The 15,008-nt window shown below is 72.9% G+C and carries 16 protein-coding genes; 8 read left to right on the top strand and 8 right to left on the bottom strand.

Annotation, left to right across the window (positions count from 1 at the left end):
* Positions 1-122: 122 nt before the first annotated feature.
* From IQ210_RS36875 to IQ210_RS36865, 3 genes are all read left to right on the top strand, one after another.
* Entirely contained in the window at positions 123-1,163 is a 1,041-nt protein-coding gene (locus IQ210_RS36875; protein ID WP_194083589.1) for a PHP domain-containing protein, read from the top strand.
* Positions 1,164-1,203: 40 nt separating this feature from the next.
* Positions 1,204-1,878: an HAD family hydrolase gene (locus IQ210_RS36870; RefSeq protein WP_194083588.1), complete on the top strand. Its 675-nt coding sequence runs from the start codon at positions 1,204-1,206 to the stop codon at positions 1,876-1,878.
* A gap of 293 nt (positions 1,879-2,171) precedes the next feature.
* The gene (locus IQ210_RS36865; protein ID WP_194083587.1) at positions 2,172-3,134 is read left to right on the top strand and encodes an SDR family NAD(P)-dependent oxidoreductase; all 963 of its coding nucleotides are present in this window, start codon (positions 2,172-2,174) and stop codon (positions 3,132-3,134) included.
* On the opposite strand, the gene IQ210_RS36860 is transcribed toward IQ210_RS36865, so the two are convergent.
* Both IQ210_RS36860 and IQ210_RS36855 read right to left on the bottom strand, forming a co-directional pair.
* Entirely contained in the window at positions 3,131-4,675 is a 1,545-nt protein-coding gene (locus tag IQ210_RS36860; protein ID WP_194083586.1) for a helix-turn-helix domain-containing protein, read from the bottom strand. The genes IQ210_RS36865 and IQ210_RS36860 overlap by 4 nt on opposite strands.
* Positions 4,672-4,977, bottom strand: a complete 306-nt coding sequence (locus IQ210_RS36855) for a helix-turn-helix domain-containing protein (protein WP_194083585.1) — start codon at positions 4,975-4,977, stop codon at positions 4,672-4,674. The genes IQ210_RS36860 and IQ210_RS36855 overlap by 4 nt, the downstream gene beginning before the upstream one ends.
* Positions 4,978-5,080: 103 nt before the next feature.
* Here IQ210_RS36855 and IQ210_RS36850 point away from each other — a divergent pair, with 103 nt between their 5' ends.
* Entirely contained in the window at positions 5,081-6,109 is a 1,029-nt protein-coding gene (locus IQ210_RS36850) for an SDR family oxidoreductase (RefSeq protein ID WP_194083584.1), read from the top strand.
* Positions 6,110-6,129: 20 nt separating this feature from the next.
* Here the strand turns inward: IQ210_RS36850 and IQ210_RS36845 are convergent, their stop codons facing one another.
* The 3 genes from IQ210_RS36845 to IQ210_RS36835 form a co-directional block, all read right to left on the bottom strand.
* The gene (locus IQ210_RS36845; protein WP_194083583.1) at positions 6,130-6,381 is read right to left on the bottom strand and encodes a hypothetical protein; all 252 of its coding nucleotides are present in this window, start codon (positions 6,379-6,381) and stop codon (positions 6,130-6,132) included.
* 68 nt (positions 6,382-6,449) lie between these two features.
* Complete coding sequence (locus tag IQ210_RS36840) at positions 6,450-7,739, bottom strand: ROK family transcriptional regulator (RefSeq protein ID WP_194083582.1); 1,290 nt, start codon at positions 7,737-7,739, stop codon at positions 6,450-6,452.
* Between the two features lie 92 nt (positions 7,740-7,831).
* Positions 7,832-8,761 (bottom strand): DUF3626 domain-containing protein, encoded by a 930-nt coding sequence (locus tag IQ210_RS36835; RefSeq protein WP_194083581.1) that lies wholly within the window; start codon positions 8,759-8,761, stop codon positions 7,832-7,834.
* 103 nt (positions 8,762-8,864) lie between these two features.
* Between IQ210_RS36835 and IQ210_RS36830 the strand changes: the two genes are divergently transcribed.
* Positions 8,865-9,359 (top strand): FBP domain-containing protein, encoded by a 495-nt coding sequence (locus IQ210_RS36830; protein WP_194083580.1) that lies wholly within the window; start codon positions 8,865-8,867, stop codon positions 9,357-9,359.
* Between the two features lies 1 nt (position 9,360).
* Here the strand turns inward: IQ210_RS36830 and IQ210_RS36825 are convergent, their stop codons facing one another.
* Entirely contained in the window at positions 9,361-10,362 is a 1,002-nt protein-coding gene (locus IQ210_RS36825) for a quinone oxidoreductase family protein (RefSeq protein WP_194083579.1), read from the bottom strand.
* Between the two features lie 107 nt (positions 10,363-10,469).
* On the opposite strand from IQ210_RS36825, the gene IQ210_RS36820 reads away from it, so the two are divergent.
* Entirely contained in the window at positions 10,470-11,051 is a 582-nt protein-coding gene (locus IQ210_RS36820) for a CGNR zinc finger domain-containing protein (protein ID WP_194083578.1), read from the top strand.
* 10 nt (positions 11,052-11,061) lie between these two features.
* On the opposite strand, the gene IQ210_RS36815 is transcribed toward IQ210_RS36820, so the two are convergent.
* Positions 11,062-11,646 (bottom strand): TIGR03086 family metal-binding protein, encoded by a 585-nt coding sequence (locus IQ210_RS36815; protein WP_194083577.1) that lies wholly within the window; start codon positions 11,644-11,646, stop codon positions 11,062-11,064.
* Between the two features lie 117 nt (positions 11,647-11,763).
* Here IQ210_RS36815 and IQ210_RS36810 point away from each other — a divergent pair, with 117 nt between their 5' ends.
* Both IQ210_RS36810 and IQ210_RS36805 read left to right on the top strand, forming a co-directional pair.
* Entirely contained in the window at positions 11,764-12,999 is a 1,236-nt protein-coding gene (locus tag IQ210_RS36810) for an FUSC family protein (protein ID WP_194083576.1), read from the top strand.
* An 82-nt stretch (positions 13,000-13,081) separates the two neighbouring features.
* On the top strand, positions 13,082-14,284 hold the full coding sequence (locus IQ210_RS36805) for a lactonase family protein (RefSeq protein WP_194083575.1): 1,203 nt from the start codon (positions 13,082-13,084) through the stop codon (positions 14,282-14,284).
* Here IQ210_RS36805 and IQ210_RS36800 read toward each other — a convergent pair.
* On the bottom strand, positions 14,252-14,989 hold the full coding sequence (locus IQ210_RS36800) for a DUF2470 domain-containing protein (protein ID WP_194083574.1): 738 nt from the start codon (positions 14,987-14,989) through the stop codon (positions 14,252-14,254). The two genes, IQ210_RS36805 and IQ210_RS36800, sit on opposite strands and share 33 nt — an antisense overlap.
* Positions 14,990-15,008 lie beyond the last annotated feature (19 nt).

The raw sequence follows: 15,008 nt of genomic DNA, 5'->3' as shown, positions 1-15,008 counted from the left end.
ATTCCGGATCGGCGAACCGTGCGAGAACCGTACGAGTTGTCCCGGATGTACCCGACGGGCTCGCCGTGCGCTCCCCTCCGGGCCGGGGAACCCTGGAAGGGACCCCGGTCGAGGAGGTGGCGATGGAGCCCGTGGCGGCACTGGACCGGATCGCCTTCCTGCTGGAGCGGTCCCTCGCACCCTCGTACCGGGTGCGCGCCTTCCGTACGGCCGCCCGGGTGCTGGCCGGCCTTCCGGAGGCGGAGCTGCGCGAGCGGGCGGCCGCCGGGACGCTGGAGGACCTGAAGGGCGTCGGCCCCAAGACCGCGCAGGTGGCGGTCGAGGCGCTGGCCGGACGGGTGCCGGGATACCTGGAGAAGCTGGAGGGCGAAGCGGCGGAGCGACCCGCCACCCGGGGCGGCGACAAGCTCCGGGCCCTCCTGCGCGGCGACTGTCATCTCCACTCCGACTGGTCGGACGGGGGCAGCCCGATCGAGGAGATGGGCCGGACCGCGGCCGAGCTCGGGCACGAGTGGGCCGTGCTCACCGACCACTCCCCGCGCCTCACCGTGGCCCGGGGCCTGTCCCCCGAACGGCTGCGCGAGCAGCTGGACGTGGTGGCGGAGCTGAACGCGACCTGGGCACCGTTCCGGCTGCTCACCGGCATCGAGTGCGACATCCTCGACGACGGCTCGCTCGACCAGGAGGAGGAGCTGCTGGAGCGGCTGGACGTCGTGGTCGTCTCCGTGCACTCCAAGCTGCGCATGGACGCCCGCTCGATGACCCGCCGCATGGTGGCCGCCGTACGCAATCCGCACGCCGACGTCCTCGGGCACTGCACGGGACGGCTGGTCACCGGGCGCGGACGGCCGGAGTCGGAGTTCGACGCGGACGAGGTGTTCGGCGCGTGCGCCGAGTCCGGCACGGCCGTGGAGATCAACAGCCGTCCCGAGCGGCTCGACCCGCCTCGCCGGCTGCTCCGCCAAGCTGTGGCGGCCGACGCGCTCTTCTCGATCGACACCGACGCGCACGCGCCGGGCCAGCTCGACTGGCAGATCCTCGGCTGCGCCCGCGCCGAGGAGTGCGAGGTGCCCGCCGAGCGGGTGATCACCACGTGGTCACAGGAAGAGCTGCTGGCCTGGACCCGGGACCGCCGGACGCCGTCCCGAGTGATCGGCTCCTGAGGTGGTACCCGTGCGGTGAGGCGAGGGAAGGACGGGGCGTATGGAACGGGCCGCCGTGTTCGACGTCGACGGCACACTCGTCGACACCAACCATCTGCACGTCACCACCTGGTGGGAGGCCTTCCGCCAGGCAGGGCACCAGGTGCCGATGCACGCCGTCCACCGCGCGGTGGGACTCGGCTCCGACGATCTGATCGCGCATCTGCTCGGCGACGACCGGGACAAGGACGAGGACGAGCAGCTCAGCGCCGCGCACAAGGCGCTCTACGGCCAGTACTTCGACCGGCTGCCCCCGCTGCGGGACGCCGGACGGCTGCTGCGGCGCCTGGACCACGAGGGCTGGACGGTGGTGCTCGCGACCTCGGCGGGCGGTGCGGAGCTGTCCGCGCTGCGCCGTGCGATCGGCGCGGACGACGCGATCACGGCGACGGCCAGCGCCGACGACGTCACCGAGGGCAAGCCCGCCCCGGAGCCCGTCGAGCACGCCCTGGAACTGGCAGGCGCCCCCGCCGAGCGGGCGGTGTTCGTCGGCGACACCGTGTGGGACATGAAGGCGGGCAGCCGGGCCGGGGTGCGCTGCGTGGGCGTCCTGTGCGGCGGCATCCCACGCGCCGACCTCGTCGGGGCGGGCGCGGAGGCGGTCTACGACGACCCCGCCGACCTGCTCTCCTCGCTGGCGGACAGCCCGTTCGCCTGGCTCCCGTTCGGCCAGTGACACAGCTCACGCCATAACGCGACAGACCGGGGAACACCCAAGGGTGGTTGCCCGTTGAACGACACGTGGGTACGGACGGGACAGTGTCCCCGGGCCTCACCTTTTGCCCACAGGGACGATCGTTCGGCTGAAGCCCTGTGGAGCCTTTCGCCGAGAGGCGACCGCCGTCCGTGCCCACCACAGGACCGCCCCGACCGTGATTCCCCCGTCCGGTCGGGGCTTTCTCTTGTCCGGCGCACGCACGGCTGTCCGCGCTTGACTTCGAGAGCACTCCAATTCGTAGCGTTCCGAGCATGAGCACTGCACAGCACAAGATCGGTTCGGGATACGACGCCCACAGCACGGCCGAGGACGTCCTCGCCGGCATCGACCTCTCCGGGAAGCTCGCCGTCGTCACCGGCGGCTACTCGGGGCTCGGCCTGGAGACCACCCGTGCGCTCACCAAGGCGGGCGCCCGCGTGGTCGTCCCGGCCCGCCGCCCCGACACCGCCCGTGAGGCGCTGGCGGGCATCGACGGCGTCGAGGTGGACGCCCTCGACCTCGGCGACCTGGACAGCGTCCGCGCCTTCGCCGAGCGCTTCCTCGCCTCGGGCCGCACCATCGACCTGATGATCGACAACGCCGGCATCATGGCCTGCCCCGAGACCCGGGTCGGCCCCGGCTGGGAAGCCCAGTTCGCCACCAACCACCTCGGTCACTTCGCCCTGGTCAACCGGCTGTGGCCGGCGATCGCGCCCGGCGGCGCCCGCGTGGTCTCGGTGTCCTCGCGCGCCCACCACTTCTCGGGGATGCGCTGGGACGACGTCCACTGGCGGCAGGGCTACGACAAGTGGGAGGCGTACGGCCAGGCGAAGACCGCGAACGTCCTGTTCGCCGTCCACCTCGACAAGCTCGCCGCCGACCAGGGTGTGCGCGCCTTCTCCCTCCACCCGGGCGGCATCCACACGCCGCTCCAGCGCCACATCCCCAAGGAGGAGATGATCGAGCGCGGCTGGATCGACGAGGACGGCACCCTCCTCAACCCCGGCTCCTTCAAGACCCCGGAGCAGGGCGCGGCCACCCAGGTGTGGGCGGCGACGTCGCCGCAGCTGGACGGCATGGGCGGGGTCTACCTGGAGGACTGCGACATCGCCGAGCCCGCCGTCGACGGCGACACGAGCGGCGGCGTCAAGGCCTGGGCGACCGACCCGGAGCAGGCGGCCCGCCTGTGGGAGCTGTCGGCGGAACTGACCGGCGTGAACGCCTTCGCCGCCTAGTCGTCCTCGGCCGCGGGGTCGGGTTCCTCGCCGACGGTGTACGTGTCCTTGACCTTCACCTCGGAGACCCCGCGGCCCTCCGGGAAGACCCGCCGCCAGTCACCGATGACATGCAGCTCGTCGGTGCCCATGGCGCGGACGACCGTGAGGCCCTCCTCGTGGGCCTTGAACGCCTTCATCCAGAGGTTGGCGAAGGCCTGCGAGCGGATGAGGTGCATCCAGTCGGGGCGGTACAGCTCCCGGTTGTAGTTCGACTCCCCCATCGTGGAGACGAACTTGGAGTACATCGCCTTCACGTACTCCAGCGTCACGTCGTCGTCCTCGGCGATGGCCCGGTCCCGGGCCTCCTTCAGCGCGACCCGGAACTTCTCCAGCAGGCCCTCGGTGGCGCCCGAGGTGAACGACTCGTGGATCTCCGGAGGGTCGCACAGCCCGTACTTCGGCCCCGACAGCCGCAGCAGCAGCCGCAGCGTCGGTTCGGTGACCCAGAGCGGGCCGGGTTCGTCGCGGTTGCCGATCGGGTTCGGCAGCTCGGCCTCGTGGTCCCAGGCGGGCGGGGTGATCAGATGGACGCCGGCGCGGCGGCGGTCGTGGTCGAAGCCGGTGGAGTGCTCCAGCTGACCGATCGGCAGATGGGTCTTGAGCGCCGACAGATACGCGCCGTTGATGTCGAGCGCGGTCACCTCGTGCAGGCCCGGCGGGAGTTCGGTGCGGGCCCACTTGGGGCGGGCCTCCCAGATGCGGTCGGCGCCCCGGGCGGTCTGCTTGCGCAGGATCTCCGGGATCCAGGGGTGCGCGACGACGTCGTACCGGCCGCCCTTACGGGTCTCGTCCAGCAGCGCCATGGCGTCCGGGATGGCCTTCTTGACCAGCGCCGCGGTCGCGGCCTCCAGATCGCCGCTGTGCTTCTCGAGGGCGGCGGCCACAGCCGAGGCGATGAGGTCGGGCTCCTGGGAGGCGGTCTGCATACGGCGTCCTACGGGGACGACGCGGACGGGTTTGGTGGCGTGGGCGGACTTGGTGGCCTGGGCGGACTTGGTGGCCTGGGCAGGCTCTGTCTCCGGCTCGGGTTCTGGAGCGGGCGCCGCCGGTGTCGTCGTACCGCAGTCAGCCGGGTCGAGATGCTGGGGGAAGCCCGCGACCTGGTGCCGGGCGGGCATGCCGCACAGGACGCAGGGCTCGGGGGACGCCAGGGCCTCGACCTCGTCGGACCCACCCGTCTCGTCATCGGCGGTCGCGGGCTCTACGTCCTCCTCGGCGTCCGGCGTGTCCGGTGTGTCCGCGGCGTCGGCCGCCCGGTCCGCCACCTTGGCCTGGGCGCCCTCCAGGAAGTACGCGTACTTCTCGCGCACCTCTCCACTCGGGTCTCGCCCCGCCTCCCAGCCGCCGACGGTCGAGGGGCTCACACCGAGGGCCTGGGCCACCTGGGCGCGGGAGAGGTTGAGGCCTTCGCGCAGGGCGCGTCGTACGTCGACCGGCGGCAGCGGCGCTTCCTGGCGGGCGCCGGCCAGCAGGGCGTCGATCGCGTCGAAGTCCGTCATCGGGCCACCGCCTTCGGGCCACCGGGGCGGCGCTTCCGTACGGGCAGGGTCTCGCAGGCCCGGGTGGGCCCGGCGAGGAGGTCGAGGACGTCGATGCCGAAGTGCGCGGCGAGCGCGTCGCAGTCGGCCAGGCTCCAGGCGGCTGTGCCGGACTGGCGGCGGCTCACCTGCGCCTGGCTCACGCCGAGTGCGACGGCGACGTCCGCCTGTGACTCACCCGTCGCGTGCATCAACGCGGCCACCGACGACCTCACCCGTTCTCCCAAGGACAGTCCCACCCCGGCAACCCTACCCGGCCTCATGCGTCAGCCGTATGAAGCATGCTGTCCGCGCATGGGCGCGTCGGGTGCGGCTGCCCGGGTACTCGGGTGCTCCCCCGCAGCGCAGGCCCGAGAGGAGCCGAAGGTGAGCAGCACAACGGGCAGCAGGATCGTCGTCACGGGCGCCACCGGCAACATCGGCACCAGTGTGGTGCGGCTCCTGTCGGAGGATCCGGACGTCGGCTCCGTGGTGGGGCTGGCGCGTCGGGCCCCCGAGTGGTCGCCGCCGAAGACGGACTGGGTCACGGTCGACCTGTCCTCCGAGGAGACGGATCTGGCGGCGGAGTTCACCGGTGCGTCCGCCGTGGTGCATCTGGCCTGGGCGTTCCAGCCGACGCATGATCCGGCGGTGACCTGGCGCACCAACGTCCTCGGTTCCATCCGGGTGTTCGAGGCGGTGGCCGCGGCCAAGGTGCCGACGCTGGTGCACACGTCGTCGGTGGGCGCGTACTCGCCGGGTCCGAAGGACGAGGCCGTGGACGAGTCGTGGCCGACGCACGGGTGGCCGGACGCCGCGTACTGCCGGGAGAAGGCCTATCTGGAGCGGGCCCTGGACACGTTCGAGCGCGACCACCCGGAGGTACGGGTGGTGCGGATGCGGCCGGCGTTCCTCTTCAAGCGGGAGTCGGCGAGCGAGCAGCGCCGCATCTTCGGCGGCCGCTTCCTGCCCGGCCCGCTGGTCCGCCCGGAGCTGCTGCCCTTCCTGCCGGACATCCCCGGTCTGCGGGTCCAGGCCCTGCACACGGACGACGCGGCCAAGGCGTACCGGCTCGCGCTCCACTCGGACGCGCGGGGCGCCTTCAACCTGGCGGCGGAGCCGCTGGTGGACGCGGAGCTGCTGGGCGAGCTGCTCGGAGCCCGCCCGGTCCGCCTGCCGCGCACCGCGGCCCGCTCGGCGATCGCCGCCGCCTGGGGCCTCCATCTGCTGCCCGCCTCCCCGCACCTCTTCGACGCGGTCCTGCGCCTGCCCCTCATGGACTGCACCCGAGCCCGTACAGAACTCCGCTGGCGCCCGGAGCACACGGCGAACGAGGTGCTGGAGGAGTTCCTGAAGGGGCTCCAGCAGGGAGCCGGGGCCGAGACGGAGCCGATGCGGGGGCGGAAGGCGGGCTGAGCCCGCGCCTCCTCGCCCGGTCAGTCGGACGGCTCCTGTGGTTCCGGGTGTTCGGGGTGCACGGTGGCGGAGTGCGGGGCGCCCTGGCGGCCCGTGCCCGCCTCGTCCGTGTCGGGGACGTCGGTGGCGGGTTCGTTCTCGTCGGACGGTTCGGGGGCCGCGTCCCAGCGGTCCTCCCCCTGTCCGGCCTGCTGGTCCGGCAGATCCCTCGGGACGGGTTCGCCGTCCGGTCCTGGGCGGTGCTTGTCGGCCACGGCGTCCTCCCTTCGCATCGTGCGGGAGACACGCGAGTACCTCCGCCGGTCGCCGATGAAACCCGGCGACCGGCCTGCGGAAAACCTCAGTGCGGGGTCCGCTCCTCCAGGGCCGTGCGCCAGGCCGGGTGCGGTCCCTCGGGGGCGGGCTCGGGGCGGCGGCCGCCGCGGGCGAAGAAGTCGGCGAGCGGCAGGATCGCGGCGCCGACGGTGACCGCGTCGGGGCCGAGCCGGCCGAGGTCGATGGTGACCTTCTCGGCCGGGTGCCGCAGGGCGTACGAGGCCGCGTGGCGACGTACGGCGGGCAGGAACCGGGTGCCCAGCTGGAGGCCCGCCCAACCGCCGATGAGGATGCGTTCGGGCTGGAAGAGGTTGATCAGGTCGGACAGGCCCGCGCCCAGGTACTCGGCGGTCTCCTCCAGCACGGCCAGCGCCACCGGGTCGGCGGCGCTGTCGTCGGCCGGGTAGGCGGCGGCGAGCATCGCGGTCAGCGCCGTCTCCTCGTCGGTGTCCTCGGGCGGGCGGCCGCCCTCCTCGCGCCAGCGGTCGAGCAGCGACTCGGCGCCCGCGTACGCCTCCAGGCAGCCGAGCGCACCACAACGGCAGCGGCGGCCCCGCACCCGTACCGTCAGATGCCCCCACTCGACCGCCCGGCCGTTCTCCACCTCGGGCGTGACCAGACAGGCGCCGACGCCGGAGCCGAAGAGGACGACGACCGCGTTGTGCGCGCCGCGTCCGCCGCCGAACCACATCTCGGCCTGACCGAGGGTCTTGGCGCCGTTGTCGATGAAGTACCGGACGGTGTCAGGGAGTCGGGAGGTCGAGCGGAGCAGCGCCTCCAGCGGGACCGCGTCCCACCCGATGGTCTGGCCGTGCACGACCGCGCCGCGCTCCGGGGTGCGCTCCACGATGCCGGGGACACCGATGCCGACGCCGAGGAGCTGCTCGGGGGCGATGCCCGCGTCGGCGAGCACCTCGGCGACGCCGTCGCGGATGTGGCCGACGATGACCTCGACGTCGTAGCGCTGCTGGGTCAACGGCCGTTCGGCGCGGGCGAGTTCGGTGAGGGTCAGGTCGAACAGCTCGACGCGGACCCGGGTCTCGCCGACGTCGACGCCGATCATGTGGCCGCTGCCGGGGGCCACACGCAGCAGGGTGCGGGGGCGGCCCCCGTCGGAGTCGACGCTGCCCGCCTCCTCCAGCAGGCCGTCGGCGACGAGATCGGCGACGACGTTGCTGACCGAGCCGGAGCTGAGGCCGGTCGCCGGGCCGAGTTCGAAACGACTGAGGGGCCCGTCGAAGTAGAGCCGTTGCAGCACGGCTGTCCGGTTGGCCCGCCTCAGATCGCGTACCGTACGCCCGTTCCGCCCCGCCATGTGGCTCCCCTCCGAACCCTGTCCGACCTGCAACATACCGCTGCGGGGTCCAGGAAGGCGACTTTCCCCACCCTCTTAATTCACGATGTGAACTATGCGGGGTCCCGCATGGACCGCCTGATCGGGTGCCCCTCGGTGTCCCTCGGCCCTCGACGAGGGCCGTTCAGGGCAGTGCCCGCTCCCTCCGGGGCGCCGTAGCGGGCGAGGGTGTGCCAGACCATCTTCAGGTCTTGGAGCTCATGGCGGCCGGTGCGGGCGGCGTCGCCGATGATTCTCGGGTCGAGGTGGCCGTCCTCGGCGATCCGGGCACCCAGCTCGGCGTACTCCTCACCCCGGTAGTGCGCGCGCCGGCGCAGCTCCGGCACGGTCAGCCGGTACCCGGGGTGCCACTCGACGGGGCAGGGCAGCAGCCGGGCCGCCGCCTCGACGGGCGTGCCGCGGTAGCAGGCGTCCAGCACCAGCGCCTCCACGTCCCCGGCGAGGGTGATCCCGCCGTGGATCTGGGCCTCGATGTAGTCGTTGAGGGCGTCCTGCTCGTCCGCCTCGGCCAGCGCGATCAGGGACATCCCGGCGGCCACGCCGAAGTGGGCGGGCTCGGCGGCGCTGTCGGGGTAGCAGAAGGTGGCCCGGGACAGGGCGGTGCCGGTCAGCCGGAAGTGCGAGGAGCCGAACCTCGGGGCCGCGCCGACGATCTGCCGACGGAAGTTCAGCGCGCCGTACACGGGCCGGTCGTACGGGGCGGCCTCGTCGTAGGCGCCGCCGAAGATGCGACTCTCCCAGCGCCAGCGATCGCCTCCGGGGTGCGCGGTCAGGCCGCCGTTGCTCGTTCCCGTCACGAACTGGGAGTGATAGGTGCCGTCCCGCAGCAGCGCCTCCAGGATGGGCAGTCCGCCGGTCAGCCGGTCCGGGTGGAAGTTCAGCGTGATGCGTACGTCGGGGTCGACGGCAGGCCCCGACGACAGTGCCGCCACGTGCCGCAGCGCCGCCCGGGCCCGCGGTGACCGGACGCCCTCGAAATTCACTGGCTCCCCCTCGGAGTCGTCGACTACCCTCACAGAACCTAGGGATACTAGGTAATTCGCCCCCTTGTTTCACCTGAAGCAAGACTCCCAAGGAGGCTCTTCCATGAGATCACTCACCGAGCACGACATCCGCAATGCTTTCGTCAATTGCTCCAAAGGAGAGGCCAAGCGACTGACCGTGCCGCGCGATCTCGACGAACGCCCTTGGGACGACCTGGACTTCCTCGGCTGGCGAGATCCCGGAGCGCCGGACCGCAGCTACCTGGTCACCGAGCGGCGCGGGCGACCGGTCGGCCTGAGCATGCGGCTCGCGTCCGCGCACCGCGGCTTCCTGCACCGCAGCATGTGCTCGCTCTGTCTGACGACCCACCCGGGCGGCGGCGTCGCGCTGATGACCGCGCGCAAGGCGGGCGCGGCCGGGCGCGACGGCAACTCGGTCGGCCTGTACATGTGCTCCGACCTGGCCTGTTCGCTGTATGTCCGGGGCAAGAAGGTGCCGCAGAGCACGCTGCGGATCGAGGAGAGCCTGACGCTGGAGGAGCAGATCGCCCGCACCACGGGCAATCTGTCCGCCTTCCTCGACAAACTGGACGCCTGACTCAGTCCAGATCACTGACGGCCAGCACGATCTTGCCGCGGTTCGCCCTGTTCTCCAGCCGCTCGTGCGCGGTGCGTGCCTGTGCGAGCGGCAGCACCGTCTCGACCGGTACCCGGTAGACGCCCGCGGCGACCCGGTCGGCCAGTTCGCGCAGGTCGGACCGGGGGTCGTAGCCCTGCAACTGGCGGTTGGTGAGCTGGAAGCCGTGGATCGTCACGTTCTTCGGATAGAAGTCGCGGGTGTCGATCGTGCTGGGCTCCAGCGCGACGTTGGCGAGCGCGACGACGCGGCCGCCCGGCCCGACCTGGCGCAGACTCCGGCCGAAGGCCGCACCGCCGACGGTGTCGAGGACGACCTCGGCACCGCGCCCGCCGGTCAGCCGCAGCACCTCCTCGACCTCGGCGTCACCGGGGTGCGCGGAGGTGTCGACGACGGCGTCCGCCCCGAACTCCCCCGCCCAGGCGGCCCTCTCGGCCGATCCGGCGAGCGCGATCACCCGCGCCCCCGCGTCGGCGGCGATCTGCACGGCCGCGGTGCCGACTCCGCTCGCCGCGGCCTTCACCACCACGGTGTCGTCCTTGCCGACCCGGGCGAGGTGCCGTACGCAGTACCAGGCGGAGAGCCAGGCGATGGGCAGGGTGGCCGCCTCGGTCAGGCCCACGCCGTCCGGCAGCACGACCACCTGGGTGGCCGGAACCACAGCCGACTCGGCATAGAAACCTGGGGACTTCCCCCCGTCCAGGGCGACGACCCGCTGCCCGACCGCGAGCCCCTCCACCCCCTCCCCCAGCTCGGCGATCACACCGGACGCCTCGGCGCCCGGGATCAGCGGGGGCTTGCCGGCGCGGTGGTAGACACCGCGCCTGACGAGGGCGTCGACGCGGTTCACGCCGGCCGCCGCGACCCGTACGAGCACCTCCCCAGGACCCGGTACCGGATCGGGCACCTCGACCTCGACCAGCACCTCGGGCCCGCCGAACTCGTCGATCCGCACCGCACGCATACCCCACCCGCTCTCACCCGCCGCTGACACCGCTTGAACAGGTGTCACCTTGCGACACTGGTTCAAGAGGTGTCAAGGCCTGGCCCGCGGCAGGTAGGCTCGACGTCGTGACCGTCACGAGCACCGACCCCGATCTCGTCTTCCCGTTCATCGGGGGCCGCCCCTGTCTGAATTTCGTCGCCACGCTCGGCAAACGGCACGCCACGCCCAAAGAGCGGCTGCCGGACACCGCCGCCCTGGCGCGCTGGCTGACCCAGGCGGAGCTGGCGGCGGGCGAGGAGCCGGTGCGGGTGACCGCGCGGGATCTCGCGGACGCCCGGCTGCTGCGCGAGGCCGTTCATCGCTTCGTGCGGGCCGCGATGGCGGGGCGGGAGCCGGAGGAGGCCGACGTCGAGCTGATCAACGCCACGGCGGCGCGGCCGGATCTGGCACCCCAGTGGGGCGCGGTGCGCTGGACGGCGCGGCATCCCGCGCGGGCGGCCCTGGCCACCGTCGCGCGGGACGCCGTACTGCTGGCGAGCGGGCCGCTGATGGCACGGGTCAAGGAGTGCGAGAACCCGGAGTGTTCCCTGCTGTTCCTCGACGACTCCCAGGCCCGGCGGCGGCGTTGGTGCTCGATGGAGCGGTGCGGCAACCTCGCGAAGATCGCCGGTTACCGGTCCCGCAGCCGGGCCGCCGGCACCGCCTGACCCCGGGGGTTCAGGGCTTCCAGTGCGGGTCGCGGCCGAGGAAGGCGAGCAGGGACTCGGCCCGGCTCGCGCCGGCCGGCACCTGCCGTGCGGGGGCGAACACCTGGTAGGAGTCGCGGAGATGGTCCACGAGGCGGTCCGCGAGTGGCCGGATGCCCTCGGCCAGCGCCTCCGTGAGCGGTAGGTCCTGGCCCGTCGCGACGGCAATGTCCCAGGCGTGCACGGCCGCGTCCATCGCGGCCGCCGCAGCGGCGAACGGCAGGGGCAGCGGGCCGAGGGGCGTGGGCACCGCCTCGGCGTCGGCGGGCAGCCCGGCGTAGGCGGCCTCGACCGCCCGCAGCACCTCGTCGAGCTGCGCCGACGGGTCCGCGGCGAGGGCGTCCTCGGGGTGGAAGGGGTCGGAGTCGGGGCGACCGCCGGTGAGCGCGAGACCGTAGCCCTGCTGGTCGAGCCGCGCGTGGTTGAGCACCTGGCGTGCCGTCCACGCGCTGCACGGCGTCGCCGCTCCCCAGGCCCCCGCCGGCACCCCCGCGACCGCCTCGCGAAGATAGTCGTGCGCACCTGTGAGAACCTCGAAGCCTCGGGTGTCCGCCATCACTGGTCTCCCCTCTTGCCGCCGACCTGCTGTTGCCAACAATCTAGGCATCCTTGCGGACAGTTACGGTCCGCAATGAGTACGACGGTGCCCCTGTGGAAGAGGAACAGCCTGAGGATGCTGGATGTACGTGAGTGGATGGCGTCCCTGGTGCGCTTCGTGAAGCGACGCAGGGACCCCGCGGTCGTCCATGCGCTGCGGTCCGCGGCCGCGGCGACGATCGCGTACGTCATCGCGCTGCGCCTGAGCCCGGAGGCGGCCCCGCTCACCGCGCCCCTGACCGCGCTGCTGGTCGTCCAGGTCACCCTCTACGCGACGCTCACCAACGGCATCCGCCGGGTCAACTCGGTGGTGGCCGGTGTACTGGTCGCCATCGCCTTCAGCCTGCTGGTGGGACTGACCTGGTGGAGTCTCGCACTGCTGATCCTGGCCTCGCTGGCGGTGGGGCATCTGGTGAAGGTCGACGAGTACGTGCCCGAGGTGGCGATCAGCGCGATGCTGGTCCTCGGGGTGACGACGGTCGGGGACACCGCGTGGGCGCGGGTGCTGGAGACGCTGATCGGGGCGGTCGTCGGGCTCGGCTTCAACCTGCTGTTCGCGCCGCCGGTGTGGGTGGACGAGGCGGGCGAGTCGATCGAGGGACTGGCACGCCGGGTACGGCAGTTGATGCTGCGCATGGGCGAGGAGGCCGCGGGCCGCACGCCCGTGGAGCGCGCGCGGGAGCGGCTGCACGAGGCACGCCGGCTCGACCACGACATCGTCGAGGTGGACGCCGCCCTGAGACAGGCCGAGGACAGCCTGCGGCTCAATCCGCGCGTCCGCGAGGGGCTGCTGCACCGGGTGGTGCTGCGCACCGGGCTGGACACGCTGGAGATCTGCACGGTCGTGCTGCGGGTCCTCGCCCGCACGTTCGCCGACCTCGCCAAGCAACGCGACCCCGAGCCGTTGTTCCCCGCGCAGCCGGGCGCCGTCGTGGACCAGCTGCTGTCCGAGGTCGCCGACGCCATCGTCAGCTTCGCTGTGCTGGTCACCGCCCATGTCAGCCAGAGCGCCGAGTCGGCCGAGGAGCGGCTCGCCTCCGAGCTGCGGCAGGCCGCCGCCACTCGCGACAAGCTCGCCCAGCTGCTCCTGGAGGAGGTGCAGCGCGACGCCCGTCAGTGGCAGCTGCACGGGGCGGTGCTGACCGAGGTGAACCGCATCCTCGACGAGCTGGACACCGAGCACCGCTCGCGCCGGCTGCTGGAGGAGCTGGACCGCACCTCCCGGGAGCAGCGCGAGCGGCTGCCCCGGCTCACCAAGTTCCAGGAGCGCGTACGCAGGAACCGGCTCGCCCTCGCCAGGCGTTCCAGGTGACCGCCAGGGGCGCGTGTTTGCGTACGGGACGTGGTCCGGGTCATGGTGGCTGGCGAACGGGCAACCGACCTTAGGTGCGTGCATGGGCAGGGGCGACTGGAGCAGGCGTCGGTTCGTCGGCGCGCTCGCGGGGACGGCCGCGGTGACGGTGGTTTCCTCGTGCGACGACGCCGGGCCCGAGGCGCCTCAGGCCGCCTCTCCGGAGGCGGGCCCGGACACCGCCGCCACCTCACCCTCCCCCTCGCCCACGCCTTCCGGCCCCCGCCCCCTGGCCCTCGGCACCTACACCTCCGTCGAGGACGGCGGCACCGGCATCTCCTTCGCCACGTACGACACCGAGACGGGCGAGGTGACCGGCGGCAGCACGCTCACCGGCGTCGGTGACCCGTCGTACCTCGCCCTGCACCCCGACGGCCGCACGCTGTACGCGGTGAACGAGCGGGAGAAGGGCGCCGTGACCGCCGTACGGCTCTCCGACCGCGAGGTGCTGGGGAGCCGGAGCAGCGGCGGCGGGGCGCCCTGTCATCTGTCGGTGCATCCGGGCGGGCGCTGGCTGCTGAGCGCGAACTACGGCGACGGCAGTGTGGCCGTGCATCCGCTGGACGCCTCGGGGGCGATCGGCGAGCGCGCCGACCTCGTCACGCACTCCACGCCGGAACCGGGGCCGGGGCAGGAGGGCCCGCACGCCCACCAGTTCGTCACCAGCCCGGACGGCGGTCATCTCCTTGCCGTCGACCTGGGCACGGACACGGTCTACACGTACCGCCTCGACGAGCGGACCGGAAAGCTCACCGAGGTGGCGCGGGCCCACACCCGGCCGGGGGCCGGGCCGCGGCATCTCACGTTCCATCCCGGCGGCCGGTACGCCTACCTCGCCAACGAGGTCGACAACACCGTCGCCGTCTGCGCCTACGACGCCGACACCGGCCGGCTCACCATCGGCGCGGCGCAGTCCACGGGCACCGGCCCGGGCACCAGCTATCCGGCGCAGCTCGTGGTGACGCCGGACGGCGGGTACGCCTACCTCGCCAACCGGGGCCACAACAGCCTCACGCGCTACGCGGTGGAGACGGACGGCGCCCGGCTCCGGCTCCTCGACACGGTGCCGGTGGCCGGTGACTTCCCGCGGCAGATCGCCCTGTCGCCGGACGGCACGCTGCTGTTCGCGGCGAACCAGCGGTCGGGCACGGTGAGCGTGTTCCGCGTGGACGCGGACAGCGGTCGGCTGCGGCTCGCGGGCCGGCCGTTCGCGTCACCCGTCGCCGTCTGTGCGCTGCCGCTGTAGCGCACGCGCGCAGGAGGCGGAGGCGGCCTGGCCGAGCAGGACGTGCATGCGCTCGGTGAGCTGTCCGACGTCGTCGGCGGGCCGGTGGAAGGGCAGGCGTACGTCGCCGTGGGCGCGGGCGCGTTCGATGCGCAGGGTCAGTCCGTGCCGGTCGACCGCGACGGGCTGGACCTTGACCGCGCCGTGCAGGCTGTCGGGTTCGACGAGCCGGGTGAGGCGCTCGACCGCGTCGGAGTGGCAGTCGGCGAGATGCGTCAACAGCCGGGCCTCAGCCGCGGCCAGCGGGTCGGGTGCGGCGGCGGCGAACTCGTCGAGGTCGACGACGACGGCGCCGGACGGCTGCCGCAGGACGACCCGGGTCGCCGTGAACGCCAGCCGCTCGTCCTCGGGGGCGAACCAGCCCGCGAGCCACATACGGGCCCGGATACGGTTGCGCACGGGAACGGGCGAGACGTCGGCGAACTCCAGCACGGCGGACGGCTCTCCGCGCGGGGCGCAGATCGCGGCCGCGAGCAGCGCGCTGTCGTCGGGGACGTCGAGGAGCACACGGCCGTCCTCGGCGACCGTGTGCGCGCCGACGAGCTCCTCACGACCGCCGTCCGCGGTCACCGCGCACGACCACGCGGTGGCGAGCACAGAGCGCGCCCGCTCCGCCGCGGAGGGCGCGGCCGCCCAGCTGTGGCTGTCAACCGTCCCAGCACCCATCCCAGAACCTCCTTAGGTA

Source organism: Streptomyces justiciae (genome assembly GCF_015163075.1).
GTDB lineage: Bacteria > Actinomycetota > Actinomycetes > Streptomycetales > Streptomycetaceae > Streptomyces > Streptomyces justiciae.
The sequence above is the reverse complement of the archived record's forward strand: the minus strand, read 5'-3'. Positions and strand labels throughout refer to the sequence as shown.

Bases quoted from the DNA above. Each gene is read 5' to 3' on its own strand.
- IQ210_RS36845 (WP_194083583.1), bottom strand. From the start codon at position 6,381: ATGCGAAGGGAGGACGCCGTGGCCGACAAGCACCGCCCAGGACCGGAC.
- IQ210_RS36830 (WP_194083580.1), top strand. From the start codon at position 8,865: ATGAGATCACTCACCGAGCACGACATCCGCAATGCTTTCGTCAATTGC.
- IQ210_RS36800 (WP_194083574.1), bottom strand. From the start codon at position 14,989: ATGGGTGCTGGGACGGTTGACAGCCACAGCTGGGCGGCCGCGCCCTCC.
- IQ210_RS36840 (WP_194083582.1), bottom strand. From the start codon at position 7,739: ATGGCGGGGCGGAACGGGCGTACGGTACGCGATCTGAGGCGGGCCAAC.
- IQ210_RS36855 (WP_194083585.1), bottom strand. From the start codon at position 4,977: ATGAGGCCGGGTAGGGTTGCCGGGGTGGGACTGTCCTTGGGAGAACGG.
- IQ210_RS36875 (WP_194083589.1), top strand. From the start codon at position 123: ATGGAGCCCGTGGCGGCACTGGACCGGATCGCCTTCCTGCTGGAGCGG.
- IQ210_RS36865 (WP_194083587.1), top strand. From the start codon at position 2,172: ATGAGCACTGCACAGCACAAGATCGGTTCGGGATACGACGCCCACAGC.
- IQ210_RS36825 (WP_194083579.1), bottom strand. From the start codon at position 10,362: ATGCGTGCGGTGCGGATCGACGAGTTCGGCGGGCCCGAGGTGCTGGTC.
- IQ210_RS36810 (WP_194083576.1), top strand. From the start codon at position 11,764: ATGCTGGATGTACGTGAGTGGATGGCGTCCCTGGTGCGCTTCGTGAAG.
- IQ210_RS36860 (WP_194083586.1), bottom strand. From the start codon at position 4,675: ATGACGGACTTCGACGCGATCGACGCCCTGCTGGCCGGCGCCCGCCAG.
- IQ210_RS36870 (WP_194083588.1), top strand. From the start codon at position 1,204: ATGGAACGGGCCGCCGTGTTCGACGTCGACGGCACACTCGTCGACACC.
- IQ210_RS36805 (WP_194083575.1), top strand. From the start codon at position 13,082: ATGGGCAGGGGCGACTGGAGCAGGCGTCGGTTCGTCGGCGCGCTCGCG.
- IQ210_RS36815 (WP_194083577.1), bottom strand. From the start codon at position 11,646: ATGGCGGACACCCGAGGCTTCGAGGTTCTCACAGGTGCGCACGACTAT.